The 23,007-nt window shown below is 68.6% G+C and carries 21 protein-coding genes; all 21 read left to right on the top strand.

All coding sequences use genetic code 11. From position 1 onward, the window contains the following. Window positions 1-2: 2 nt before the first annotated feature. Window positions 3-260: a DNA-directed RNA polymerase subunit omega gene (gene rpoZ / locus MRBLMI13_RS04255; protein ID WP_042536631.1), complete on the top strand. Its 258-nt coding sequence runs from the start codon at window positions 3-5 to the stop codon at window positions 258-260. Between the two features lie 93 nt (window positions 261-353). After that, complete coding sequence (metK, locus tag MRBLMI13_RS04250) at window positions 354-1,547, top strand: methionine adenosyltransferase (RefSeq protein WP_367820193.1); 1,194 nt, start codon at window positions 354-356, stop codon at window positions 1,545-1,547. 29 nt (window positions 1,548-1,576) lie between these two features. Further along, window positions 1,577-3,535, top strand: coding sequence for a primosomal protein N' (locus MRBLMI13_RS04245; protein ID WP_367820195.1), 1,959 nt, complete (start codon window positions 1,577-1,579; stop codon window positions 3,533-3,535). A gap of 69 nt (window positions 3,536-3,604) precedes the next feature. Then, window positions 3,605-4,525 carry a methionyl-tRNA formyltransferase gene (fmt, locus tag MRBLMI13_RS04240; protein WP_367820197.1) on the top strand — a complete coding sequence of 307 codons (921 nt, stop codon included), beginning with the start codon at window positions 3,605-3,607 and terminating at the stop codon, window positions 4,523-4,525. After that, window positions 4,522-6,063: an RsmB/NOP family class I SAM-dependent RNA methyltransferase gene (locus MRBLMI13_RS04235; protein ID WP_367820199.1), complete on the top strand. Its 1,542-nt coding sequence runs from the start codon at window positions 4,522-4,524 to the stop codon at window positions 6,061-6,063. The genes fmt and MRBLMI13_RS04235 overlap by 4 nt, the downstream gene beginning before the upstream one ends. Before the next feature lie 4 nt (window positions 6,064-6,067). After that, window positions 6,068-6,748 (top strand): ribulose-phosphate 3-epimerase, encoded by a 681-nt coding sequence (gene rpe, locus MRBLMI13_RS04230; RefSeq protein WP_042536636.1) that lies wholly within the window; start codon window positions 6,068-6,070, stop codon window positions 6,746-6,748. Then, complete coding sequence (locus MRBLMI13_RS04225) at window positions 6,745-7,008, top strand: phosphoribosyl-ATP diphosphatase (protein ID WP_042536637.1); 264 nt, start codon at window positions 6,745-6,747, stop codon at window positions 7,006-7,008. Before rpe ends, MRBLMI13_RS04225 begins: the two co-directional genes overlap by 4 nt. Window positions 7,009-7,046: 38 nt before the next feature. Further along, window positions 7,047-7,889 carry an ATP phosphoribosyltransferase gene (gene hisG, locus MRBLMI13_RS04220; protein ID WP_140037111.1) on the top strand — a complete coding sequence of 281 codons (843 nt, stop codon included), beginning with the start codon at window positions 7,047-7,049 and terminating at the stop codon, window positions 7,887-7,889. After that, window positions 7,889-8,650, top strand: coding sequence for an imidazole glycerol phosphate synthase subunit HisF (hisF, locus tag MRBLMI13_RS04215; RefSeq protein ID WP_056376891.1), 762 nt, complete (start codon window positions 7,889-7,891; stop codon window positions 8,648-8,650). The genes hisG and hisF overlap by 1 nt, the downstream gene beginning before the upstream one ends. After that, window positions 8,647-9,006: a phosphoribosyl-AMP cyclohydrolase gene (gene hisI / locus MRBLMI13_RS04210; RefSeq protein ID WP_367820203.1), complete on the top strand. Its 360-nt coding sequence runs from the start codon at window positions 8,647-8,649 to the stop codon at window positions 9,004-9,006. The genes hisF and hisI overlap by 4 nt, the downstream gene beginning before the upstream one ends. Further along, window positions 9,003-9,593 (top strand): Trp biosynthesis-associated membrane protein, encoded by a 591-nt coding sequence (locus MRBLMI13_RS04205; RefSeq protein ID WP_367820205.1) that lies wholly within the window; start codon window positions 9,003-9,005, stop codon window positions 9,591-9,593. The genes hisI and MRBLMI13_RS04205 overlap by 4 nt, the downstream gene beginning before the upstream one ends. A 48-nt stretch (window positions 9,594-9,641) precedes the next feature. Beyond that, window positions 9,642-9,887 carry an HGxxPAAW family protein gene (locus MRBLMI13_RS04200; RefSeq protein WP_042536642.1) on the top strand — a complete coding sequence of 82 codons (246 nt, stop codon included), beginning with the start codon at window positions 9,642-9,644 and terminating at the stop codon, window positions 9,885-9,887. A gap of 2 nt (window positions 9,888-9,889) precedes the next feature. Further along, window positions 9,890-10,660, top strand: coding sequence for an indole-3-glycerol phosphate synthase TrpC (gene trpC, locus MRBLMI13_RS04195; RefSeq protein ID WP_367821331.1), 771 nt, complete (start codon window positions 9,890-9,892; stop codon window positions 10,658-10,660). Next, the gene (trpB, locus tag MRBLMI13_RS04190) at window positions 10,660-11,928 is read left to right on the top strand and encodes a tryptophan synthase subunit beta (RefSeq protein ID WP_309688587.1); all 1,269 of its coding nucleotides are present in this window, start codon (window positions 10,660-10,662) and stop codon (window positions 11,926-11,928) included. The genes trpC and trpB overlap by 1 nt, the downstream gene beginning before the upstream one ends. Then, window positions 11,925-12,728, top strand: a complete 804-nt coding sequence (gene trpA, locus MRBLMI13_RS04185; RefSeq protein ID WP_367820208.1) for a tryptophan synthase subunit alpha — start codon at window positions 11,925-11,927, stop codon at window positions 12,726-12,728. The genes trpB and trpA overlap by 4 nt, the downstream gene beginning before the upstream one ends. Before the next feature lie 10 nt (window positions 12,729-12,738). After that, window positions 12,739-13,767 (top strand): prolipoprotein diacylglyceryl transferase, encoded by a 1,029-nt coding sequence (gene lgt, locus MRBLMI13_RS04180; RefSeq protein ID WP_079112802.1) that lies wholly within the window; start codon window positions 12,739-12,741, stop codon window positions 13,765-13,767. A gap of 135 nt (window positions 13,768-13,902) precedes the next feature. Continuing rightward, window positions 13,903-18,426: a glutamate synthase large subunit gene (gltB, locus tag MRBLMI13_RS04175; RefSeq protein ID WP_367821333.1), complete on the top strand. Its 4,524-nt coding sequence runs from the start codon at window positions 13,903-13,905 to the stop codon at window positions 18,424-18,426. Beyond that, window positions 18,419-19,885, top strand: a complete 1,467-nt coding sequence (locus tag MRBLMI13_RS04170; protein WP_367820210.1) for a glutamate synthase subunit beta — start codon at window positions 18,419-18,421, stop codon at window positions 19,883-19,885. Before gltB ends, MRBLMI13_RS04170 begins: the two co-directional genes overlap by 8 nt. Before the next feature lie 56 nt (window positions 19,886-19,941). After that, window positions 19,942-21,393: a pyruvate kinase gene (gene pyk / locus MRBLMI13_RS04165; RefSeq protein WP_042536648.1), complete on the top strand. Its 1,452-nt coding sequence runs from the start codon at window positions 19,942-19,944 to the stop codon at window positions 21,391-21,393. 124 nt (window positions 21,394-21,517) lie between these two features. Beyond that, window positions 21,518-22,273 carry an alpha/beta fold hydrolase gene (locus tag MRBLMI13_RS04160; RefSeq protein ID WP_367820213.1) on the top strand — a complete coding sequence of 252 codons (756 nt, stop codon included), beginning with the start codon at window positions 21,518-21,520 and terminating at the stop codon, window positions 22,271-22,273. Beyond that, window positions 22,252-22,929, top strand: coding sequence for an esterase/lipase family protein (locus tag MRBLMI13_RS04155; RefSeq protein ID WP_367820215.1), 678 nt, complete (start codon window positions 22,252-22,254; stop codon window positions 22,927-22,929). Before MRBLMI13_RS04160 ends, MRBLMI13_RS04155 begins: the two co-directional genes overlap by 22 nt. Window positions 22,930-23,007: the final 78 nt, after the last annotated feature.

The raw sequence follows: 23,007 nt of genomic DNA, 5'->3' as shown, positions 1-23,007 counted from the left end.
CCATGGCCGGACACCACACCAACGGAATCATCGATCCCCCCATCGACAACCTGCTCGACCGCGTCGACTCGAAGTACGAGCTCGTGATCTACGCCGCCAAGCGCGCCCGTCAGATCAACGACTACTACTCCGATCTCCACGAGGGCAACCTGTTCGACAACGTCGGTCCGCTCGTCGACTCCTCCGTCGAGGACAAGCCGCTGACCATCGCTCTGCACGAGATCAACGAGGACAAGCTCCGCCTCCGTCACGCCGAGTGACGTCCGATGACCGCACCGCCGACTGATGTCGGCGGTGCGGTCCATCATGGGAGCCACCCCCTTCCTGCTGTCCGATTCCGTCCTGGAGCCCCGATGAGCGCGCTGCGTCTGTTCACGTCCGAGTCCGTCACCGAGGGGCACCCGGACAAGATCTGCGACCAGATCTCAGACAGCATCCTCGACGGACTCATCGCGAAAGACCCCGGCTCGCGGGTCGCGGTCGAGACGCTGGTGACCACCGGTCTCGTGCACGTCGCCGGTGAGATCCGCACCGAGGCCTACGTCGACATCCCGACCATCGTCCGACAGGTCGTCAATCGCATCGGCTACACGTCGAGCGACACCGGCTTCGACGGGGACTCCTGCGGTGTGAGCATCTCGGTGGGCGAGCAGTCGACGGACATCGCCCACGGTGTCGACAGCGCCCAGGAGCACCGCGACGGCTCATCCATCGATCCGCTCGACGGACTCGGTGCCGGAGACCAGGGCATCATGTTCGGGTTCGCCACGAACGAGACGCCGCAGTTGATGCCGATGGCCGCGTGGACCGCGCACCGCATCGCCGAGCGTCTCGCCGAGGTTCGCCGCTCCGGCGCGCTGCCGTTCCTCCGCCCCGACGGCAAGACGCAGGTCACGCTCGGGTACGACGGCTTCACCCCCAAGACCGTCGATGCCGTCGTGCTGTCGACCCAGCATCACCCCGAGATCTCGCAGGACGAGCTCAAGGCACAGGTGCGGGAGCACGTGATCGACCCGGTCCTCGAGACCACAGGGCTCGACCTCGACGACATCACCTACTACATCAACCCCGCCGGTCCCTTCGTGACCGGCGGTCCCAAGGGCGACGCCGGGCTCACCGGCCGCAAGATCATCATCGACACGTACGGTGGTGCGGCGCGCCACGGTGGCGGTGCCTTCAGCGGCAAGGACCCGTCCAAGGTCGACCGCTCGGGCGCCTACGCGACCCGCTGGGTCGCCAAGAACGCCGTGGCGGCGGGTCTCGCCGACCGGCTCGAAGTCCAGGTCGCGTACGCGATCGGAGTGGCACGCCCGGTGGGGCTCTACGTCGAGACCTTCGGCACCGGCAAGGTGTCGGACGAGGCGATCATCCGCGCGATCAACGGCGTCTTCGATCTCCGTCCGCAGGCGATCATCGAGGAGCTCGATCTGCTGCGCCCGATCTATGCGCAGACAGCCGCCTATGGGCATTTCGGTCGCGAGCTGCCGGAGTTCACCTGGGAGCGCACCGACCGCGCTGAGGAGCTGCGGCGCGCTGCAGGCCTCTGACGGAGCGCGAGCCTGATGGCGATCCGCTCATGACGGCCGAGAGCCGTCGTATCGCGCGCGTGCTGCTCGACTCGCCGCTTCCGCAGCTCGACCGGCTCTTCGACTACGCCCTGCCGGCAGAACTCGGAGACGTGCCCATCGGAGTCCGCGTGCGTGTGCCGCTCCGCACCGCCGGTCGGGTCATCGACGGGTACGTGGTCGAGATCGACACCGAGGACGACGCCGACAGGCCCCTCTCCGAGGTCGAGAGCGTCGTCTCACAGGTTCCCGTGCTCCCCGAGCGCACCTACCGGCTGGCTCGTCGTGCAGCCGACCGTGCGGCGGGTTCGGCGTCGGATGTGCTGCGTCTCGTCATCCCCAAGCGTCAGGTGCGGGTCGAGAAGGCGTGGACCTCAGACGCGCCGACGCCCGTGCCCGCCGATGACGCCGTCACCTCCGCATCTTCGCTCATCGCCACGTACGACCACCTCGAGGAGGTGCTCGAAAGCGCAGGCAGGGCCGCAGTGGAGGCGATCCCGGTGCAGCACAGGGGCGAGCCTGGCTGGACGGCTCTGCTCGCGTCGACGGCGACGCGGATGCTCGCTGCCGGACGCTCCAGCATCCTGATCGTGCCGGACCATCGCGACCTCGATCTGCTGCTCGCAGCGCTCGGTTCGCTGGTTCCGCCCGAGGCTGTCGTGCGATACGACTCACGGCAGACGAACCCCGAGCGATACCGCTCGTTCCTCAGATCGCTCGAGGATGCTCCGTGCATCGTCGTCGGCAACCGCTCCGCCGTGTACGCGCCGGTCCGCGCCGGGCTCGTCGCCGTCTGGGACGACGGCGATCCGCTGCTCGGCGAACCTCTCGCGCCCTACATCAACGCGCGCGATGCGGCCCTGCTCCGGCAGGAGCAGGAGGACTCCGCCCTGCTCTTCGTCGGCCACACCCGTACGACGGACGTGGAGCGCCTCGTCGCGCACGGCTACCTGCAGGACGTGCGAGCCGCGCGGCGGGTGATGCCGAGGGTGATCCTGAGCACCCCGCAGGAGATGGATGCGCCGACAGCCCAGCGGATGCCGTCGTCGGCGTTCCTGTCGGCGCGCAACGCCGCGTCCGAGGGGCCGGTGCTCGTGCAGGTCTCGCGCCCGGGATTCGCACCGTCCCTCGTGTGCGCGGAGTGCCGGGCCCCCGCCCGATGCGCGCACTGCGGCGGACCCCTGGGCGCCAAGCATCGCGGCGCCGTGCCGGTGTGCGCGTGGTGCGGCCGGGGCGCGCGAGCCTGGACCTGCCCGACGTGTGCGTCGACCAAGCTGCGCCTGGCGTCGTCGGGAAGCGAGCGGACCGCCGATGAGCTGGGCAAGGCGTTCCCCGGCGTCCGCGTGATCGTGGCCGACAGCGCGCACCCGATCGAGCACGTCGCGGACAAGCCCGCACTGGTGGTCGCGACGCGCGGCGCCGAGCCGCTTGCCGAGGGCGGTTATCGCGCAGTGGTGCTGCTCGACGGTCCCCGGATGCTCCAGGCCCCGGATCTGCGGATCGGCGAGGCCTGCCTGCGGTGGTGGTCGAACGCGGCAGCGCTCGCGGCCCCGGGGGCGCCGATCCACCTCGTCGGAGTCGACGGCACGATCGCGCGAGCGCTCGCGACGTGGAACCAGTCGGGTTACGCACGCGCTGAGCTCGCAGAGCGCGCGCCGCTCCACATGCCGCCGGCCGCGCGCGTCGCCCTGGTCGAGGGGTCAGCCGCGGCCGTCGGTCGTGCGCTGGCGGCGCTGCAGGAGCTCGCCCTCCCGTCCGACGCGGTCCTGGGTCCTGTGCCCATCGAGTCCGACGACTACCCGCCGCGCGTCCGCGCCCTCGTCCGGTTCGAGTACGGCGCCGGAGTCAAGGTCGCGGCGACGCTGCGAGCGGCCGTCGTCGCCGAAGCCGTCAGCAATCGCCGGGGCAAGGGCAAGTCGACACGGAGCACGCTCTCGGTTCGGCTCGATATCCTCGACCCAGAGCTCTGATCAGTCCGCACCGATCCGATCACCCCGATCCTCCCGGATCCTCACCCCGCATCCCTCCGGAGCACCTTCATGCGTCTCGTCTTCGCCGGCACACCATCGGCAGCCGTTCCCACCCTCCTCCGCCTCGCGGACGAACACGACATCGCGGCTGTAGTCACGCGTCCTGATGCGCCACTGGGGCGCAAGAGGGTGCTGACACCGTCACCCGTCGCTCAGGCAGCCGCCGACCTCGGTCTGCCGATCATCAAGGCTGCGCGGCTCGGTGACGAGGCGACAGAGGCGATCGCGGCCCTGCAGGTCGAGCTCGGCGTGATCGTCGCGTATGGCGGCCTCGTGCGAGAGCCTCTGCTCTCCACCCCGGCGAAGGGGTGGATCAACCTCCACTTCTCGCTTCTGCCCCAGTGGCGAGGTGCTGCTCCCGTGCAGCGCGCGCTGATCGCCGGCGACGCCCAGCTCGGAGCAAGCGTCTTCCAGCTCGTGCCGGCCCTCGACGCAGGAGATGTCTTCGCCACCCGCGTCGTCGATGTGGCAGCAGGGGCGACGGCCGACGCGGCGCTCGCGACCCTTGCCGTCGACGGGGCGCAGCTGACGGCCGAGGTCGTGCAGGCCATCGCCGACGGCACCGCGCGCGCCGTGCCGCAGCAGGGGGAGCCGACGCTGGCGCCGAAGCTGACGCTCGACGACGGACGGCTCGATTGGAGCCAGCCCCTCGCTCAGGTGTTCGCGCGCTTCCGCGGAGTCACTCCCGAGCCCGGGGCGCACACCACCGTCGACGGGCTCCGTCTGAAGATCCTCGAGGCGGCGCCATCGAGCGACGTCGTCACCCTGGAACCGGGAGAGATCATCGCCACGAAGTCGGCCCTCCTCATCGGCACGGGCTCGACGCCCCTCTCGGTCGCTCGTGTGCAGCCGGCTGGCAAGGGAGCCATGAACGCGGTCGACTGGTGGCGGGGCCAACGCGACATCGACGGTCTGAGAGCCGGAGCATGAGCGGCCAGGGAGACGCGAGGCGTCGCGACGGCCGTCCGGGCGGTCCGCAGAACCGGCCGCAGGGGCGATCGCACGGGCAGCGAGGCAGTCAGCAGGCCGGTGGTCAGCCACGGGGCCGTCGTGGCGACCAGCCTCGCGGGCCGCAGCGCACGGTGCAGCCCGCGCGTCGGGTGGCGTACGACGTGTTGCGAGCGGTCTCCGAGTCGGATGCCTACGCCAACCTCATCCTGCCTCCGGCCATCGCCGAGGCGGGCCTCGGCCCGCAGGATGCGGCCCTGGCCACTGAACTCGCATACGGGACGCTCCGTCGACGTGGCACCTACGACGCGATCATCGCCTCCGCCGCCGATCGTCCGGCGGAGGAGATCGACCCGGCTGTGCTCGATGCGCTGCGCCTGGCCACGCACCAGCTGCTCGCCACACGGGTCGCCTCGCACGCGGCCGTCAACGAATCTGTGAATCTGGTCGCCTCGACGCAGGGGCGAGGCGCTTCGAGCTTCGCGAACGCCGTGCTGCGCCGGATCGCCCGAGAGACACCGGGGGAGTGGGAAGACCGCATCGAGAGCTCGGCACGGTCCGATGACGAGCGTCTCGCACTGCGCTCCGCGCATCCCGTGTGGGTCATCAGGGCATTGCGACGTGCGCTGGCGGCCGAGGGCCGGGCAGACGAGCTCGATGATCTCCTCGACGCCGACAACGCCTCGCCGGAGGTGACGCTCGTCGCGCTCCCCGGTCTCGCAGACCCGGGTGAGCCACGGCGTCCGTACGCGCCGACCGCCTTCGGCTCGCCCGGGGGAGACCCGCATCGCGTGATCGCCGCGACAGGCGGCACCGTCCGCGTGCAGGACGAGGGTTCGCAGCTCGTCGCGCTCGCACTGGCGGCCGCCGCGCCCATCACGTCGGGCGAGCGGTGGCTCGACCTGTGCGCCGGCCCGGGCGGCAAGACCGCGCTGCTCGCAGCCATCGCCCGCGAGCACGACGTCACGCTCGAGGCGAACGAGGTCATCCCGACACGCGCACGTCTCGTGCGCAACGCCCTACGTGCGGTGCCGGGCGAGGTCGTGGTGCACGAGGAGGACGGGCGCTCGTTCGGTGCGTCCCATCCCGGTGCCTTCGATCGCATCCTCGTCGACGCGCCGTGCACGGGCCTCGGCGCGCTCAGACGGCGGCCGGAAGCGCGCTGGCGCAAGACCCCCGCCGATGTCGCAGAGCTCGTGCCGCTGCAGGTCGAGCTCCTCAGCTCCGCGCTCGACGCACTCGCGCCGGGTGGGATCGTCGCGTACGTCACCTGCTCGCCGCATCTCGCCGAGACGACGGGCGTCGTCCAGGAGGTCCTCCGCGGCCGCACAGACATCACCGAGCTCGATGCGCGTGGCGTGCTCCAGGGCGTCTCCGCGTCACCGATCGACCTCGCCGGCGACGGCTCCGGTCGCGTGCAGCTGTGGCCGCATCGCCACGGCACCGATGCCATGTTCCTCGCGCTGCTCCAGCGCACCGCCACCGAGCAGGGCGACGCGAACTCCGAAGAGAGAGACTAGAGACGTGGAACTCCCCAGCGCACCGCGCATCAACCCCAGCATCCTCGCTGCCGACTTCGTGAACATGCAGCGCGATCTCGCCAAGATCGCGACCGCGGATTTCGCTCACGTCGATGTGATGGACAACCACTTCGTGCCGAACCTCACGTTCGGGCCGCAGATGGTCGAACGGATCCAGGCGACCAGCCCCATACCGCTCGACGTGCACCTGATGATCACCGAGCCCGAGCGCTGGGCGCCCGCCTATGCAGAGCTGGGCGCCGCCAGCGTCACGTTCCACCTCGAAGCGGCGGCGGATCCGATCTCGCTCGCTCGCACCCTGCGCAGCATCGGGGCGAGGGCCGGCGTCGCGATCAAGCCGGACACCCCCGCTGAGGGGCTCTACAGCGTGCTCGAGGAGTTCGACCAGATCCTCGTGATGACGGTCGAACCCGGGTTCGGCGGGCAGGGGTTCATGCACGAGACCATGCCCAAGCTGCGCGCTCTCGCCGACGAGGCCAAGCGTCGCGGATCGAACGTCTGGTTGCAGGTCGACGGCGGCATCTCGGACGCGACCATCGAGGCGGCAGCCGCCGCGGGCGCCGACACATTCGTCGCCGGGTCGGCGGTCTACGGCGCCGACGACGTCGAGGCGGCCGTCACGCGGCTCAGAGACCGCGCCAGAGCCGCTAGCCTGGAATCGTGAAGACTTTCGACGAGCTGTTCGCCGAGCTCAGCGTCAAGGCCGAGACCCGTCCAGAGGGATCGGGGACGGTCGCGGAGCTCGACGGCGGCGTGCACACGATCGGCAAGAAGATCGTCGAGGAGGCCGCCGAAGTCTGGATGGCCTCCGAGTACGAATCCGACGAGGCCGCTGCCGAGGAGATCTCGCAGCTGCTCTACCACGTCCAGGTGATGATGATCGCGAAGGGCCTGAGCCTGCAGGACGTCTACCGACATCTGTGAAGCGCTCCGCCCCACTCGCTTCGATCTGAAGGCTTCCCATGCTGCGCATTGCTGTTCCCAACAAGGGCTCTCTCTCCGAGACGGCCGCCGACATGCTCGCGGAGGCCGGTTACGCCGGTCGTCGTGACCCCAAGACGCTTCACGTCGTCGATGCCGACAATGACGTCGAGTTCTTCTATCTCCGCCCGAAGGACATCGCGACCTACGTCGGGTCCGGCGCCATCGACGTCGGCATCACAGGACGCGATCTGCTCCTCGACGCCCGCATGCCGGGCGCGCGCGAGATCGAGGCGCTCGGCTTCGCCGGGTCGACGTTCCGCTTCGCCGCGCCATCGGGGCGCTACACCGACGTCTCAGAGCTCGACGGGCTGCGCATCGCGACGTCGTACCCCGGCCTCGTCGACGCGTTCCTCGACGAGCGGGGCATCGCCGTCGACCTCGTGCCGCTCGACGGCGCGGTGGAGTCCGCCGTGCGCCTCGGCGTCGCCGACGCCGTCGCCGATGTCGTCGAGACGGGAACGACGCTGCGTCAGGCGGGGCTCGACGTCTTCGGCCCTGTGATCCTGCAGTCCGAGGCCGTGCTGATCGCCGGCCCGCATGATGCTGAGGGCTCCGAGACGCTGCTTCGCCGCCTGCGCGGCGTCATGGTCGCTCGGCGGTTCGTGATGATCGATTACGACCTGCCGCTGGCTCTGCTCGACGACGCCGTCAAGATCGCGGGTGGCATCGAGTCGCCCACGGTCTCACCGCTCCGCGATCCGGAGTGGGTCGCCGTCCGCGTCATGGTGGCGCGTGCGCGGGTCAACCCCGTGATGGACGCGCTGTACGCGCTCGGCGCTCGCGCGATCCTCGTCACGGCGATCCACAACGCGAGGCTCTGATGGCGCTCGCGAGTCGCGTCATCCCGTGCCTCGACGTCGCCGCGGGTCGCGTCGTCAAAGGCGTCAACTTCGAGAACCTGCGCGACATGGGCGACCCCGTCGAGCTCGCGCGCCACTACGCGGCGCAGGGCGCAGACGAGATCACGTTCCTCGACGTCACGGCGACCGTCGATGCTCGCGCGACGACGTACGACGTGGTGCAGCGCACGGCTGAGCAGGTGTTCGTGCCGCTGACGGTCGGCGGGGGAGTGCGCAGCGTCGACGACGTGGCGCGGCTCCTCTCGGTCGGCGCCGACAAGGTCGGGGTCAACTCGGCGGCCATCGCTCGCCCTGAGCTGATCGGCGAGATCGCGGACCGCTTCGGCGCACAGGTGCTGGTGCTGTCGCTCGACGTCAAGCGGGCACCCGGCACTCCCTCCGGTTTCGTTGTCACCACCCATGGCGGACGCACCCAGACGACCCTGGATGCGCTCGACTGGGCGCGTGAGGCGGCGGAGCGCGGGGCAGGCGAGTTGCTGGTCAACTCGATCGACGCCGACGGCACGCGAGACGGCTTCGACCTCGAACTGGTGAAGCTCATGCGTGAGGCCGCCTCAGTGCCGGTGATCGCCTCAGGTGGCGCGGGCAAGGCATCCGACTTCGCTCCCGCGATCAAGGCCGGAGCGGATGCGGTGCTGGCAGCCAGCGTGTTCCACACGGGCGCGCTCACGGTCGGCGACGTCAAGGACGCGCTGCGCGCGGAGGGAGTGCTCGTCCGATGAACGATATCGAGGAGCGCATCGCCCAGGTCGCCTTCAACGACGACGGCCTCGCGCCGGTGATCGTCCAGCAGTGGGACACGGCAGAGGTCCTCATGCTCGCGTGGGTCGATGCCGAGGCCCTGCGCCGCACCCTCACCACCGGCCGCGCGGTGTACTGGTCGCGCTCGCGTCGGGAGTACTGGCGCAAGGGAGACACCTCCGGACACATCCAGGTGGTGCACGAGGCGCGACTCGACTGCGACGGCGACGCCATCCTGCTGCGGGTCGACCAGACCGGCCCTGCGTGCCACACCGGAACCCGCACCTGCTTCGACACGACGGACCTGCACGCCGTCGAGGGGAGCTCGGCCGAGTGACTCTCGCGCGCAGAGGTCGCTCGATCGCCGTCTCCGGCTTCCTCCTCGCGGGAGCGGTCGGGATCATCTCGTCGACCCAGACGTGGCTCACCGTCGAACGCGCGGATGCCGGGGAAGCCATCCTCGTGCCAGGCGCGTCCGCGCTGCCGCTGCTCGCTCCTCTGAGCCTCGCGGTCCTCGCGCTCGGCATCGCCCTCTCGATCGTCGGCCCGGTGATGCGACTCGTGTTCGGCGTTCTCGCCACCGCAGCAGCGCTGTTCCTCGGCTGGACGACCCTGCAGCTGCTCCTGACCGAGCCGCTGAACGCTGTCGGTCCCACCGTCACCGAGACGACCGGGCTCGCAGGCAGCACGGCGATCGCCGACGTCGTCGCCGGCATCGAGCTCTCGGCCTGGCCCGTGATGACGCTCATCGGCTGGGTGATCCTGCTGGCGGCATCCCTCGTCGTGCTCCTCACGTGGCGGCGATGGAAGCGCGGCGGACGCCGCTACCGCACCGATGCCGCACATGTCGACTCGACCGCCGGGCCCGTGGACGCGATCGATTCGTGGGACGACCTCTCGCGCGGAACCGACCCGACACGATGACCCCGATAGACTTGATCAGAACCAGCACGTCGTCCCCCGGAGGAGACCATGACCAACCCGATCGCTGACCCCGGCCACGGACACTCGCCTGCCGCATGGACGGGCGTCATCATCATGCTCGCCGGCTTCACGATCGGCACGCTGGCGTTCTGCCTCGCCGAGTTCAGCCCCGTCTGGGTCGCCCTGATCTGGGTGGGCGCCGCGATCATCCCGATCGGTGCGCTCGTGGGCTGGCTGCTGTCGAGGGCCGGCTACGGCGTGAAGGGCCCCAAGTACTCGCCGAAGGCGCACTAATGGTGCTCGCCGACCTCACGGCCGGCGCAGTCGCAGACGCTGAACGTCGTGCTCTGACCCGGCCTCTGGCCAACGTCGAGCGCGACGCTCTCGCACGCCCCGCCGCCAAGGACGCGCTCGCGTTCCTCGCTCCCGCCGAGCGCGTGAAGATCATCGCCGAGGTGAAGCGCGCGAGTCCGTCGCGGGGTGCTCTCGCCGAGATCCCCGACCCGGCACTGCAGGCTTCCCTGTATGAGACGGGCGGTGCGTCTGCGATCAGCGTCCTGACCGAGGAGCGTCGATTCGGCGGCAGTCTCGCCGATCTCGAGGCCGTCACGGCCCGGGTGTCGCTGCCTGTGCTGCGCAAGGACTTCATCGCGAACCGCTACCAGGTGCTCGAAGCCCGAGCAGCCGGTGCCGACCTCGTGCTGCTCATCGTCGCCGGACTCGATCCTCACGTGCTCCGTGATCTGTTCGGCTTCATCACGGAGCTCGGCATGACTCCGCTCGTCGAGACCCATTCTGCCGACGAGCTCGAGGTGGCGATCGATCTCGGCGCGCCGCTGATCGGGGTCAACGCCCGCGATCTGACGACACTCGAGCTCGACCGCGACCTCTTCGGCCGTCTCGTCGACCGCATCCCGGACTCAGCCGTCAAGATCGCCGAGTCCGCGGTCCTCACACCTGCAGACGTCACGCACTACCGCTCCGCGGGTGCTGATGTCGTCCTGATCGGGGAGGCGCTCGTCACGGGCGACCCGGTCGCCACTCTCAAGAGCTTCCTGGAGGCGTGATGAGCCTGCGAGATCAGCATGGTCCCCTGTTCGGCGAGTACGGCGGGCGATACATGCCCGAGTCGCTGATCGCCGCGATCGACGAGCTCTCAGCGGCGTACGCCGATGCGATCGTCGACCCGGCGTTCCGCGCCGAGCTGGCGTCTCTGCTCAGCTCGTACGCCGGCCGCCCGTCTCCGCTCACCGAGGTCGCGCGGTTCGCCGAGCACGCCGGTGGTGCGCGCGTCTTCCTCAAGCGCGAGGATCTCAACCACACCGGCTCGCACAAGATCAACAACGTGCTCGGTCAGGCGCTGCTGACGAAACGTCTCGGCAAGAAGCGCGTGATCGCCGAGACGGGCGCGGGTCAGCACGGCGTCGCCACGGCGACGGCTGCCGCCCTCTTCGGTCTCGAGTGCACGATCTACATGGGTGAGGTCGACACGGAGCGCCAGGCGCTGAACGTCGCTCGGATGCGACTGCTCGGCGCAGAGGTCGTCGCCGTCACCTCGGGTTCGCGCACCCTGAAGGATGCGATCAACGACGCCTACCGCGACTGGGTCGCGTCGGTCGAGACCACCAACTACATCTTCGGCACCGCTGCAGGCCCGCATCCTTTCCCCGCGATGGTCCGGGACTTCCAGAAGATCATCGGCGAGGAGGCGCGACAGCAGCTCCTCGACGAGGTCGGACGTCTGCCCGACGCGGTCATCGCCTGCGTCGGAGGCGGCTCGAACGCGATCGGCATGTTCGATGCCTTCCTCGACGACGAGGGCGTGAAGCTCTACGGCGTCGAGGCCGCCGGAGACGGCGTCGACACTCCGCGGCATGCCGCATCGATCGAGCGTGGGCGCCCCGGCATCCTGCACGGCGCCAAGACCTACGTGCTGCAGGACGAAGACGGTCAGACGGTCGAGTCCCACTCGATCTCCGCCGGCCTCGACTACCCGGGCGTCGGTCCTGAGCACTCCTGGCTCGCCGACATCGGCCGCGCCGAGTACATCCCTGCGACCGACGACGAGGCCATGCAGGCACTGCGCCTGCTGAGCCGCACCGAGGGCATCATCCCGGCGATCGAGTCGGCGCACGCCCTCGCGGGGGCTCTGCGCCTGGGCCGTGACCTGGGGCCCGACGCCGTGCTCGCCATCTGCCTCTCCGGCCGCGGGGACAAGGACATGGACACGGCTGCTCGGTACTTCGACCTGTACGACGCCGAGGCGCTCGCGCACGACGTCGAGGACGAGAGCGACGCCGAGGCAGCCGCGTCGAAGGGGGAGCCGGAACTGTGAGCCGCGTGGAACAGGCGATATCCGCAGCACACGAGGCCGGCCGCAGCGCGTTCGTCGGATACCTCCCGGTCGGGTTCCCCGACCTCGAGACCAGCATCCAGGCGGCCATCGCACTCGCTGAGAACGGCGTCGACATCATCGAGCTCGGCCCGCCCTACAGCGACCCGGTGATGGACGGCGCGGTGATCCAGGAGGCGACCACCGCGGCGCTCGCGAACGGGTTCAAGATGAAGGACCTCTTCACCGCTGTGCGGGCGATCACCGCCGCCACAGACGTGCCCGTGCTGGTCATGACGTACTGGAACCCCGTGTTCCAGTACGGCGTCGATCGATACGCCGACGACCTGCTCGCAGCCGGCGGCGCCGGACTCATCACCCCCGACATCACCCCGGAGGTCGCGGGGGAGTGGATAGCAGCGAGTGAGCGCACCGGTCTCGACCGTGTCTTCCTCGCAGCTCCCACATCGTCGGACGAACGCCTCGGGCTGGTCGTGAAGTCCTCGACCGGCTTCGTCTACACCGTCTCGACGATGGGCATCACCGGTGAGCGCACCGAGCTCGACCGGGCGGCGCGCACCCTGGTCGGCCGCCTGCGCGAGCACGGCGATGTCCGCGCCTGCGTCGGCATCGGCATCTCGACCGCCGAGCAGATCGCCGGGGTCTCCGAATACGCGGACGGCGCGATCGTCGGCACCGCGCTGGTCCGCGCTCTCCGCGACGGCGGCATCCCCGCGCTCGCAGAGGTCACCCGAAACCTGGCAGTCGGCACGTCGTCGGCACGCCTCACACACGAGAACTAGAATCGCACTCATGTCCCTCGCGCTTCACAGCACCTTCGGCGGCGTGCTCGCCAGCATCCCGAGCCCCCCGGTCTCCTACATCGACCTCGGGCCGCTACGGATCCACTTCTACGCGCTCTGCATCATCGCCGGCATCATCGCCGCGGTGCTGCTGACCAACCACCGCCTCACGAGGCGCGGGGCAGAGCCGTGGGTCGTGATCGACATCTCGATCCTCGCCGTTCCGCTGGCGATCATCGGCGCGCGCATCTTCCACGTGCTCACGCACCCGAACTTCTACTTCGGCGAGGGCAGGAACACCTGGAACCCGTTCGAGCCCGGCTCCGTCTGGGCTATCTGGGAGGGTGGCATCGCCATCTTCGGCGCCCTCATCGGTGGAGCCGTCGGTGCATACCTCGGCTGCCGCTGGACCGGCATCCGCTTCTGGACCTTCGCCGACGCGCTGGCGCCCGGGCTCCTGCTCGCGCAGGCCATGGGCCGCTTCGGCAACTGGTTCAACAAGGAGCTCTACGGACTCCCCACCGACCTGCCGTGGGGTCTCGAGATCCCCGCCGACAACTCCGCGTTCCCCCCTGGGCTTCCCGAGGGCACGCTCTTCCACCCGACCTTCCTCTACGAGGTGCTCTGGAACGGTCTCGGCGTCATCGTTCTGCTGTGGCTGAGCCGCAAGGCGACCGCGTTCCAGTGGGGCAGGCTCTTCGCGATCTACCTCATCTGGTACAGCGCCGGCCGTGTGGTCTGGGAGTCGATCCGCATCGATCCGAGCGAGATCTTCCTCGGCCTGCGCAGCAACGTCTGGGCTGCGATCATCGGCATCGTCGTCGGCCTTGCGATCCTCATCGTGCAGTCGCGCCGTCACCCCGGACTCGAGCCGTCGCCGTACCAGCCCGGTCGCGGCCGGACCGACCTGGACGCTGATGTAGAATCGCAGAACAATCCCTCCGACTTCGTGGACCTGAGTGAGCCTCCGTCCGAAGAAGTCGCCGCAGGAGCCAGCGCCACAAGCACCGCTCCCACGGACACGGAAGGCGCTCGATAGCCGACCGGTCCGTGCGGACCCCATCACATCCACCCGGCCAATGACGCCCCCGGGTCAGCTGCAGATCTGAGGACGGTACTGGTGTATTTTCAGCCTCCCTACGGCGCTTCCGGCGCTTACCCCCCGAAGCAGGGCATGTACAACCCGGCGTTCGAGAAGGACGCCTGCGGCCTCGCCATGGTCGCGACACTTCGTGGCGAAGCCGGCCACGACATCATCGCGTTGGCGCTCGAGGCGCTGCGCAACCTCGAGCACCGCGGTGCGATCGGCTCGGATGCCGGCACGGGTGACGGCGCAGGCATCCTGACCCAGATGCCGGACGCGTTCCTGCGCGCGGTCACAGATTTCGAACTGCCCCCGGTCGGCGAGTACGCCGCGGGTCTGGCATTCCTCCCGCGCGATTCCAGCGAGCGCCGTCAGCAGAAGGCGGGTATCGAGAAGATCGCCCGCGCCGAAGGCCTGCGCGTCCTCGGCTGGCGCGAGGTGCCGACGGTCAACGACAACCTCGGCAAGCTCGCCGACGAAGCCCGACCCGCCTTCGAGCAGCTCTTCGTGAGCGCCGGGGGAGCGACGCACTCCGACGCGCCGCTCACCGGGATCGCGCTCGACCGCGTCGCCTACCGTCTGCGCAAGCGCGCCGGCCATGAGCTGGGGGCGTACTTCGTCTCGCTGTCCGCGCGCACGCTCGGCTACAAGGGAATGGTCACGACGCTCCAGCTCGAGCCCTTCTACCCCGACCTGCAGGACGAGCGCTTCATGTCGGAGCTCGCCGTCGTGCACTCGCGCTACTCGACCAACACGTTCCCGTCCTGGCCGCTGGCTCAACCGCTGCGCATGCTCGCGCACAACGGTGAGATCAACACGGTCGGCGGAAACCGCAACTGGATGCGTGCGCGTCAGTCGCAGCTCGAGTCCGAGCTGCTCGGAGACATGGCACCTCTGCTGCCGATCTGCACCGACGGCGCCAGCGACTCCGCGTCGTTCGACGAAGTGCTCGAGCTGCTCACGCTCACGGGTCGCAGCCTGCCGCACGCCATCATGATGATGGTGCCGGAGGCCTACGAGAAGCAGTCGGACATCTCGCCCGAGCTGCGCTCGTTCTACGAGTACCACTCGAACCAGATGGAGCCGTGGGACGGCCCGGCCGCCCTCATCTTCACCGACGGCACCGTGGTCGGAGCGACCCTCGACCGCAACGGTCTGCGCCCAGGGCGCTGGACCGAGACGACCGACGGCCTGATCGTCATCGGTTCGGAGACCGGCGTGCTCACCTTCGAGCCCGAGCGGATCAAGCGTCGAGGACGCCTGCAGCCGGGCAAGATGTTCCTCGTCGACACCTCGCAGCAGCGCATCATCGAGGACGAGGAGATCAAGCGCGACCTCGCGACCCTGCACCCGTGGCAGGAATGGCTGGATGCCGGATCCGTCCGTCTCGCCGACCTTCCCGAGCGTGAGCACATCGTGCACCCGCCGGCGTCCATCACCCGGCGTCAGCGCACCTTCGGCTACACCGAAGAAGAGGTGCGTCTGCTGCTGACCCCGATGGGTCAGACCGGCGTCGAGCCCCTCGGTGCCATGGGATCGGACACTCCGATCGCGGTGCTCAGCAAGCGCCCGCGTCTGCTCTTCGACTACTTCACGCAGCAGTTCGCGCAGGTCACCAACCCGCCGCTCGACTCGATCCGCGAAGAGGTCGTCACGAGCCTCAAGCTGGGTCTCGGCCCCGAGAGCAACCTGCTCACGTGGGGCCCGGACCACACGCGCACCGTGTCGCTCGACTTCCCCGTCATCGACAACGACGAGCTCGCGAAGATCCGCCACATCGACAAGGCGCTTCCGGATCGCTCGAGCGTGACGATCAAGGGTCTCTACCACTTCGACGCCGGGTCGAACACGCTCGAGAAGCGTCTCACCGAGATGTGCGACGAGGTCGACGAGGCCATCGAACAGGGTGCCGAGTTCGTCATCCTGTCGGACCGCGACTCGAACAAGGATCTGACCCCGATCCCGTCGCTGCTCATGGTCTCTGCGATCCATCACCACCTGATCCGCCGCGAGAACCGCATGAAGGTCGGACTGATCGTCGAAGCCGGCGATGTGCGCGAGGTGCACCACGTCGCGACCCTGATCGGATACGGCGCCTCGGCGGTCAACCCGTATCTCGCGATGGAGACGGTCGAGCATCTCGTGCGCACCGGATACATCACGGGCATCAGCCCCGAGAAGGCCGTCCGCAACCTGATCTACGCGCTCGGCAAGGGCGTCCTGAAGATCATGTCGAAGATGGGCATCTCGACCGTGTCGTCGTACGCCGGGGCCCAGGTCTTCGAGGCCGTCGGCCTGAGCGAGGAGTTCATCGACAAGTACTTCACGCGCACCGAGTCGAAGCTCGGCGGAATCGGCATCCAAGAGATCTTCATCGAGAACCAGGCTCGCCACGACTACGCCTATCCCGAGGACGAAGCCGCTCGTGCGCACGAGCGACTGTGGACCGGTGGTGAATACCAGTGGCGCCGCGACGGCTCACCGCATCTCTTCAACCCCGAGACGGTGTTCAAGCTGCAGCACGCGACGCGCGAGCGCCGCTACGACATCTTCCGCGAGTACACGAAGATGGTCGACGACCAGGCGGCGGAGCTCAAGACGCTCCGCGGGATGTTCACGCTGCGCACCGGCACCCGCAAGCCGGTGCCGCTCGATGAGGTCGAACCGGTCTCCGCGATCGTGAAGCGCTTCTCGACGGGCGCCATGAGCTACGGCTCGATCTCGAAAGAGGCGCACGAGACTCTCGCGATCGCGATGAACCGGCTCGGCGGCAAGTCGAACACCGGCGAGGGCGGCGAGGACACCGACCGTCTGCTCGACCCCGAACGCCGCAGTGCGATCAAGCAGGTCGCGTCAGGACGCTTCGGAGTCACGAGCCTGTATCTCACCGAAGCCGACGACATCCAGATCAAGCTCGCCCAGGGCGCCAAGCCCGGCGAGGGCGGTCAGCTGCCTCCGCAGAAGGTCTACCCCTGGGTCGCGCGCACACGCGGCGGCACGCCCGGCGTCGGCCTCATCTCGCCGCCGCCGCATCACGACATCTACTCGATCGAAGATCTGAAGCAGCTCATCTTCGACCTGAAGCGGGCCAACCCCGAGGCGCGGATCCACACGAAGCTGGTCAGCCAGTCGGGTATCGGCGCAGTGTCCGCGGGTGTCGCGAAGGCGCTCAGCGACGTCATCCTGGTGTCCGGCCATGACGGCGGCACGGGCGCGAGCCCGATGAACTCCCTCAAGCACGCGGGAACGCCCTGGGAACTCGGCCTCGCCGAGACGCAGCAGACGCTCATGCTGAACGGCATGCGCGACCGCGTGGTGGTGCAGGTCGACGGCCAGCTGAAGACCGGACGGGATGTCATCATCGGCGCCCTGCTCGGCGCAGAGGAATTCGGCTTCGCCACCGCCCCTCTGGTCGTGAGCGGATGCATCATGATGCGGGTCTGCCACCTCGACACCTGCCCGGTGGGCGTCGCGACGCAGAACCCAGTGCTGCGCGAGCGCTTCACGGGCAAGCCGGAGTTCGTGGTGAACTTCATGGAGTTCATCGCCGAGGAGGTCCGCGAGATCCTGGCGGAGCTCGGGTTCCGCTCGATCGACGAGATCGTGGGGCGTGCAGAGCTCATCGAGGCGAACGCGGCCCTGCAGCACTGGAAGGCGGAGGGTCTCGACCTGAGCCCTGTGCTCGAGGGCCCCGCGTTCCCCGCGAGCGAGCCGCGTCGCAGCCGCCGCACCCAGGATCACGAGCTCGAGAAGCACTTCGACGTGCAGCTCATCGACATCGCGAAGCCCGCTCTCCTCAACGGAGAGCCGGTCGTGGTCGAGCTGCCCATCGCCAACACCGAGCGGGCCGTCGGCACGATGCTGGGTCACCAGGTCACGTCGCGCCACGGCGCCGCGGGCCTTCCCAGCGGCACCATCGACGTCACCCTGCACGGAACGGCGGGTCAGTCGCTGGGAGCATTCCTTCCCTCCGGCATCGTGCTGCGCCTCGAAGGCGACGCGAACGACTACGTCGGCAAGGGGCTCTCGGGCGGCGACATCTCGATCCGTCCGGCTCGGGGCTCTGCCATCGCGCCGCACGAGAACGTGATCGCCGGCAACGTCATCGGATACGGGGCCACGTCGGGATCCATGTTCCTCTCCGGCGTCGTGGGCGAGCGATTCCTCGTCCGCAACTCCGGTGCCACGGCGGTCGTCGAGGGCGTGGGCGACCACGCGCTCGAGTACATGACCGGTGGAGTCGCTGTGATCCTCGGCTCGACGGGTCGCAACCTCGGCGCCGGCATGTCCGGGGGAGTGGCTTACATCCACTCGCTCGACAGCGCCAAGATCAACGCCCAGTCGCTCGGCAGCGGAGAGCTCAGGCTCGAGCCGCTCGACCGTGCCGACCTCGAAGTGCTGCGCAGCCTGATCGTCGCACACGTGGAGCGCACGGCCTCGCCGCTCGGCTCCGACATCCTGGCGCGGTTCGATGAGACCGCAGGCCAGTTCACGAAGGTGCTTCCGCGGGACTACGCCGCAGTGCGCAGCATGCGCGAAGAAGCAGTCGCCGAGGGCATCGACCCCGACGGCGACATCGTCTGGAACCGCATCCTGGAGGTGACCGGTGGCTGATCCCAAAGGTTTTCTGAAGGTCACTGAGCGTGAGCTTCCGAAGCGTCGTCCTGTGCCCGTGCGCATCATGGACTGGAAAGAGGTCTACGAGGCCGGCGATCAGGCGGTCCTGAAGCGTCAGGCCGGGCGCTGCATGGACTGCGGTGTGCCGTTCTGCCATCAGGGCTGCCCGCTGGGCAACCTGATCCCCGAGTGGAACGACCTGACCTGGCGCGGAGAAGGGCGGGCGGCGATCGACCGTCTGCACGCGACCAACAACTTCCCCGAATTCACCGGTCGGCTGTGCCCTGCGCCGTGCGAGAGCTCCTGCGTCCTGGGCATCAACCAGCCCGCGGTCACGATCAAGCAGATCGAGGTCTCGATCATCGACGAGGCGTTCGCCAAGGGCTGGGTCGAGCCGCAGCCTCCCGCTCGTCTGACCGGCAAGACGGTCGCCGTCGTGGGCTCCGGCCCCGCCGGGCTCGCCGCAGCACAGCAGCTGACCCGTGCAGGTCACACGGTCGCTGTCTTCGAGCGAGACGATCGCATCGGGGGTCTGCTGCGCTACGGCATCCCCGACTTCAAGATGGAGAAGGGGCAGCTCGAGTCCCGCCTGCGCCAGATGCAGGAGGAGGGCACGAGGTTCCGTGCCGGAGTCGAGATCGGCAAGGACATCTCATGGTCCGACCTCCGCGCCCGCTACGACGCCGTCGTGATCGCCACCGGATCGACGGTTCCCCGCGACCTGTCGATCCCGGGACGTGACCTCGACGGAGTGCACTTCGCGATGGAGTACCTCGTCGAGTCCAACCATGCGGTCGCCGGAGACAAGGTCCCCGAGCAGATCAGCGCCGAAGGCAAGCACGTCATCGTGATCGGCGGCGGCGACACCGGTGCGGACTGCATCGGAACCGCACACCGTCAGGGTGCGCTCAGCGTCACCAACCTCGCGATCGGCAAGCAGCCGGGCACCGAGCGTCCGGGGCACCAGCCATGGCCGATGATGCCGACGCTCTTCGAGGTCTCCTCGGCTCATGAAGAAGGCGGTGAGCGCGTCTTCCTCGCCTCGACCGTCGAGTTCCTCTCCAACGACGTCGGCGAGGTTCGTGCTCTGCGCGTCGCGGAGACCGAGTACATCGACGGCCGCCGCGTGCCCAAGAGCGGCACCGAGCGCGAGATCCCCGCAGATCTCGTGCTCATCGCCATGGGCTTCACCGGTCCGGAGCAGGACGGCTACACCGAGGACACGCTTCCCCAGGTCACCGACCGCGGTGCCTTCCGTCGTGATGACACCTACGAGTCGACCGTGCCCGGTGTCTTCGTCGCCGGCGACGCCGGGCGTGGGCAGTCCCTCATCGTGTGGGCGATCGCGGAGGGCCGTGCAGCCGCGGCCAACGTCGATCGCTTCCTCATGGGCACGACCGTTCTGCCCGAGCCTGTGCGACCGCATGAAGTCGCTATCGGTCTCCAGCCCGCGTAGGCTGAGCCGCGGCACCGTCGCCTGATTTCCATCCCCCACTACCCTGGAGCAATCTGTTGAGACGCGCGAAAATCGTCGCCACCCTGGGCCCCGCCACCTCCACCTATGAAACCGTGCGTGCACTGATCGACGCCGGCGTGGACGTCGCGCGCCTGAACCTCAGCCACGGTGACTACTCCGTGCACGAGAACAACTACGCCAACGTGCGCAAGGCCGCCGACGACGCGGGCCGCGCCGTCGCCATCCTCGTCGACCTGCAGGGACCGAAGATCCGCCTCGGCAAGTTCGAGAACGGCCCCTACGAGCTCGCCGCCGGCGACATCTTCAAGATCACGACCGAGGACATCATCGGCAACAAGGAGATCTCCGGCACGACGTTCAAGGGCCTGCCCAACGACGTCAAGCCGGGAGACTTCCTGCTCATCGACGACGGCAAGGTCCGCGTCGAGGTCGTCGAGACCGACGGCGTCACCGTCACGACCCGCGTGATCGTCGCCGGTGCCGTGTCGAACAACAAGGGCATCAACCTGCCCGGTGTCGCAGTCAACGTCCCCGCTCTGAGCGAGAAGGACGAGGAGGACCTCCGCTGGGGCCTTCGCATCGGCGCCGACCTCATCGCCCTGTCGTTCGTCCGCAACGCGGAGGACATCAGCCGCGTGCACGAGATCATGGCCGAAGAGGGCGTCAAGGTCCCCGTCATCGCCAAGGTCGAGAAGCCGCAGGCCGTCGATGCGCTCGAAGAGATCGTCGACGCGTTCGACGCGATCATGGTCGCCCGTGGTGACCTCGGCGTCGAGCTTCCGCTCGAGGCCGTGCCGATCGTGCAGAAGCGCGCCGTCGAACTGGCGCGCCGCATGGCGAAGCCGGTCATCGTCGCGACGCAGATGCTCGAGTCGATGATCAACAGCCCGGTGCCCACGCGCGCCGAGACCTCGGACGTCGCGAACGCGGTGCTCGACGGTGCAGACGCCGTGATGCTCTCGGGCGAGACCAGCGTGGGCGACTACCCCGTGGTCGTCGTCGAGACGATGGCTCGCATCATCGAGTCCACCGAGGAGCACGGTCTGGAGCGCATCGCTCCGCTCACGACCAAGCCGCGCACCCAGGGAGGTGCGATCACCCTCGCCGCTCTCGAGGTCGCAGAGTTCGTCGACGCGAAGTACCTCTGCGTGTTCACGCAGTCGGGTGACTCGGCTCGCCGCCTCTCGCGTCTGCGCTCGCGCATCCCGATGATCGCGTTCACCCCCGAGCCGAGCATCCGTCGGCGCATGGCCCTCACCTGGGGCATCCGCTCGAAGCTCGTCGACATGGTGCAGCACACCGACCTGATGTATCTGCAGGTCGACGACTATCTGCTCTCGAGCGGACTCGCCGTCGAGGGAGACAAGGTCGTCGTGATCTCGGGTTCCCCTCCCGGAATCGTGGGCTCGACCAACGACATCCGCGTCCACAAGGTCGGGGACGCCGTCAACGGCGCAGCGCCGATCTACAAGGAAGCCACGATCTGATCCAGGTCGCACAGCGAAGGGGCGGAACGATTGTTCCGCCCCTTCGTCGTCCGTTCGGCGATGTTCCAGGGCGGTCATGTCAAGCGTCTGGTGCGGGAGAGCGCGTCGCACCTACGGTGAGCGGATGACCCTTCTCTCTCGGCGCATCGTCGTGGCGGGCCACGCCTTCCGTCTGCACGAAAGCACCGAGACGCACGGGCCAGGCGTCCTCACATATGTGCAGGTCCACGGCATCGGCATGTCCCATCGGTATTTCGCTCCTCTGCACGCGGCCCTGCCGAGATCTGCACGGGTGATCTCGATCGACCTCCCCGGTTTCGCCGGGCTGCCGCAGCCCGAGCGCGATCTCGAGGTGGAGGACATGGGGCGCCTGCTGGCAGAGCTCGTCGCGGTGTTGGGGCTCGGACGCGTCGTCTACGTCGGGCATTCGATGGGAGCCCAGTGGGTGCTCGAAGCTGCGCGTGCGCGTCCGGAGCGTGTCGAGGGCGTCGTGTTGATCGGCGCGGTCGTCGATGAGCGGCACCGCACGCTCGGAGCGCAGGCACGCGCACTCGTGGTCGACACGCTGGGGGAGACCCCGGCAGCGAACGCCGTCGTCCTGGTCGACTACCTGCGCTGCGGCATCCGCCGGTATCTGAAGCAGGCACGGCGGATGATCGAGTACTCGACGGCGTCGACGGTTCCGGCATTGCAGATGCCGGTGCTGGTCATCCGCGGAGGCGACGACCCGGTCGCGGGGTCGGAATGGAGCCACGCTCTCGGCGCCGCGGCGCATGACGGTGTGGTCGTCGAGATCCCCGGACAGCAGCACAACGTGCACTTCTCGGCGCCGCAGGCAGTCGCCGAAGCGATCGAAGGATGGGCGCCATCCGCACGCTGAGACGAGCCGCCTGGTGGATCGCCGACTACACCTATGCCGTGTATTGGCAGTTGCGCGCTGCCGTCGACCGACGCGACGCCGCTTCCTTCGCGACCGGCTCCGAGGCTCCGATCATGATCCTTCCGGGCGTGTACGAGACGTGGCGATTCATGCAGCCCCTCATCACAGCACTGCACGCCCGGGGGCACCCCGTGCATGTCCTCGATTCGCTCAGGCACAACCGCCGGCCCGTCATCGAATCGGCCCAGCTCATGACCGACTTCCTCGAGTCGGCGCAACTCACCGATGCGCTCATCGTCGCGCACAGCAAGGGCGGACTCGCCGGCAAGATGGCGATGGCTGGTCCCTCGGGGTTCCGGGTGCGCGCGATGGTCGCTGTGGCCACGCCCTTCGGTGGCTCCCGCTATGCGCGGATGCTTCCCGTCCGCTCTCTCCGCGCGTTCTCACCCTCGGACCCCTCGATCATGCAGCTCGCGCGCCAGGTGGACGTCAACCGACGGATCGTGTCGATCTACGCGGCTTTCGACCCGCACATCCCCGAGGGAAGCGAGCTCAGCGGCGCGATGAAGAACGTGCGTCTCGATTCCGGAGGGCACTTCCGGGTTCTCGCGGACCCCCGGGTTCTCGCGGAGGTCGCTGCGCTGTCCGAGCGGTGAACGACGTGTCGACCCTCGGGCCTCACCAACCCGTCGTCCACGGCTCCGCGGCTTCTCAGCCGCGGACTAGTACTCTGG

Origin of the sequence: Microbacterium sp. LMI13-1-1.1 (assembly GCF_040815625.1) — a bacterium.
Classification (GTDB): Bacteria; Actinomycetota; Actinomycetes; order Actinomycetales; family Microbacteriaceae; genus Microbacterium; species Microbacterium forte.
The sequence above is the reverse complement of the archived record's forward strand: the minus strand, read 5'-3'. Positions and strand labels throughout refer to the sequence as shown.

Bases quoted from the DNA above. Each gene is read 5' to 3' on its own strand.
- rpoZ (WP_042536631.1), top strand. From the start codon at position 3: ATGGCCGGACACCACACCAACGGAATCATCGATCCCCCCATCGACAAC.
- metK (WP_367820193.1), top strand. From the start codon at position 354: ATGAGCGCGCTGCGTCTGTTCACGTCCGAGTCCGTCACCGAGGGGCAC.
- MRBLMI13_RS04245 (WP_367820195.1), top strand. From the start codon at position 1,577: ATGACGGCCGAGAGCCGTCGTATCGCGCGCGTGCTGCTCGACTCGCCG.
- fmt (WP_367820197.1), top strand. From the start codon at position 3,605: ATGCGTCTCGTCTTCGCCGGCACACCATCGGCAGCCGTTCCCACCCTC.
- MRBLMI13_RS04235 (WP_367820199.1), top strand. From the start codon at position 4,522: ATGAGCGGCCAGGGAGACGCGAGGCGTCGCGACGGCCGTCCGGGCGGT.
- hisG (WP_140037111.1), top strand. From the start codon at position 7,047: ATGCTGCGCATTGCTGTTCCCAACAAGGGCTCTCTCTCCGAGACGGCC.
- hisF (WP_056376891.1), top strand. From the start codon at position 7,889: ATGGCGCTCGCGAGTCGCGTCATCCCGTGCCTCGACGTCGCCGCGGGT.
- hisI (WP_367820203.1), top strand. From the start codon at position 8,647: ATGAACGATATCGAGGAGCGCATCGCCCAGGTCGCCTTCAACGACGAC.
- MRBLMI13_RS04200 (WP_042536642.1), top strand. From the start codon at position 9,642: ATGACCAACCCGATCGCTGACCCCGGCCACGGACACTCGCCTGCCGCA.
- trpB (WP_309688587.1), top strand. From the start codon at position 10,660: ATGAGCCTGCGAGATCAGCATGGTCCCCTGTTCGGCGAGTACGGCGGG.
- lgt (WP_079112802.1), top strand. From the start codon at position 12,739: ATGTCCCTCGCGCTTCACAGCACCTTCGGCGGCGTGCTCGCCAGCATC.
- gltB (WP_367821333.1), top strand. From the start codon at position 13,903: ATGTACAACCCGGCGTTCGAGAAGGACGCCTGCGGCCTCGCCATGGTC.
- MRBLMI13_RS04160 (WP_367820213.1), top strand. From the start codon at position 21,518: ATGACCCTTCTCTCTCGGCGCATCGTCGTGGCGGGCCACGCCTTCCGT.
- MRBLMI13_RS04155 (WP_367820215.1), top strand. From the start codon at position 22,252: ATGGGCGCCATCCGCACGCTGAGACGAGCCGCCTGGTGGATCGCCGAC.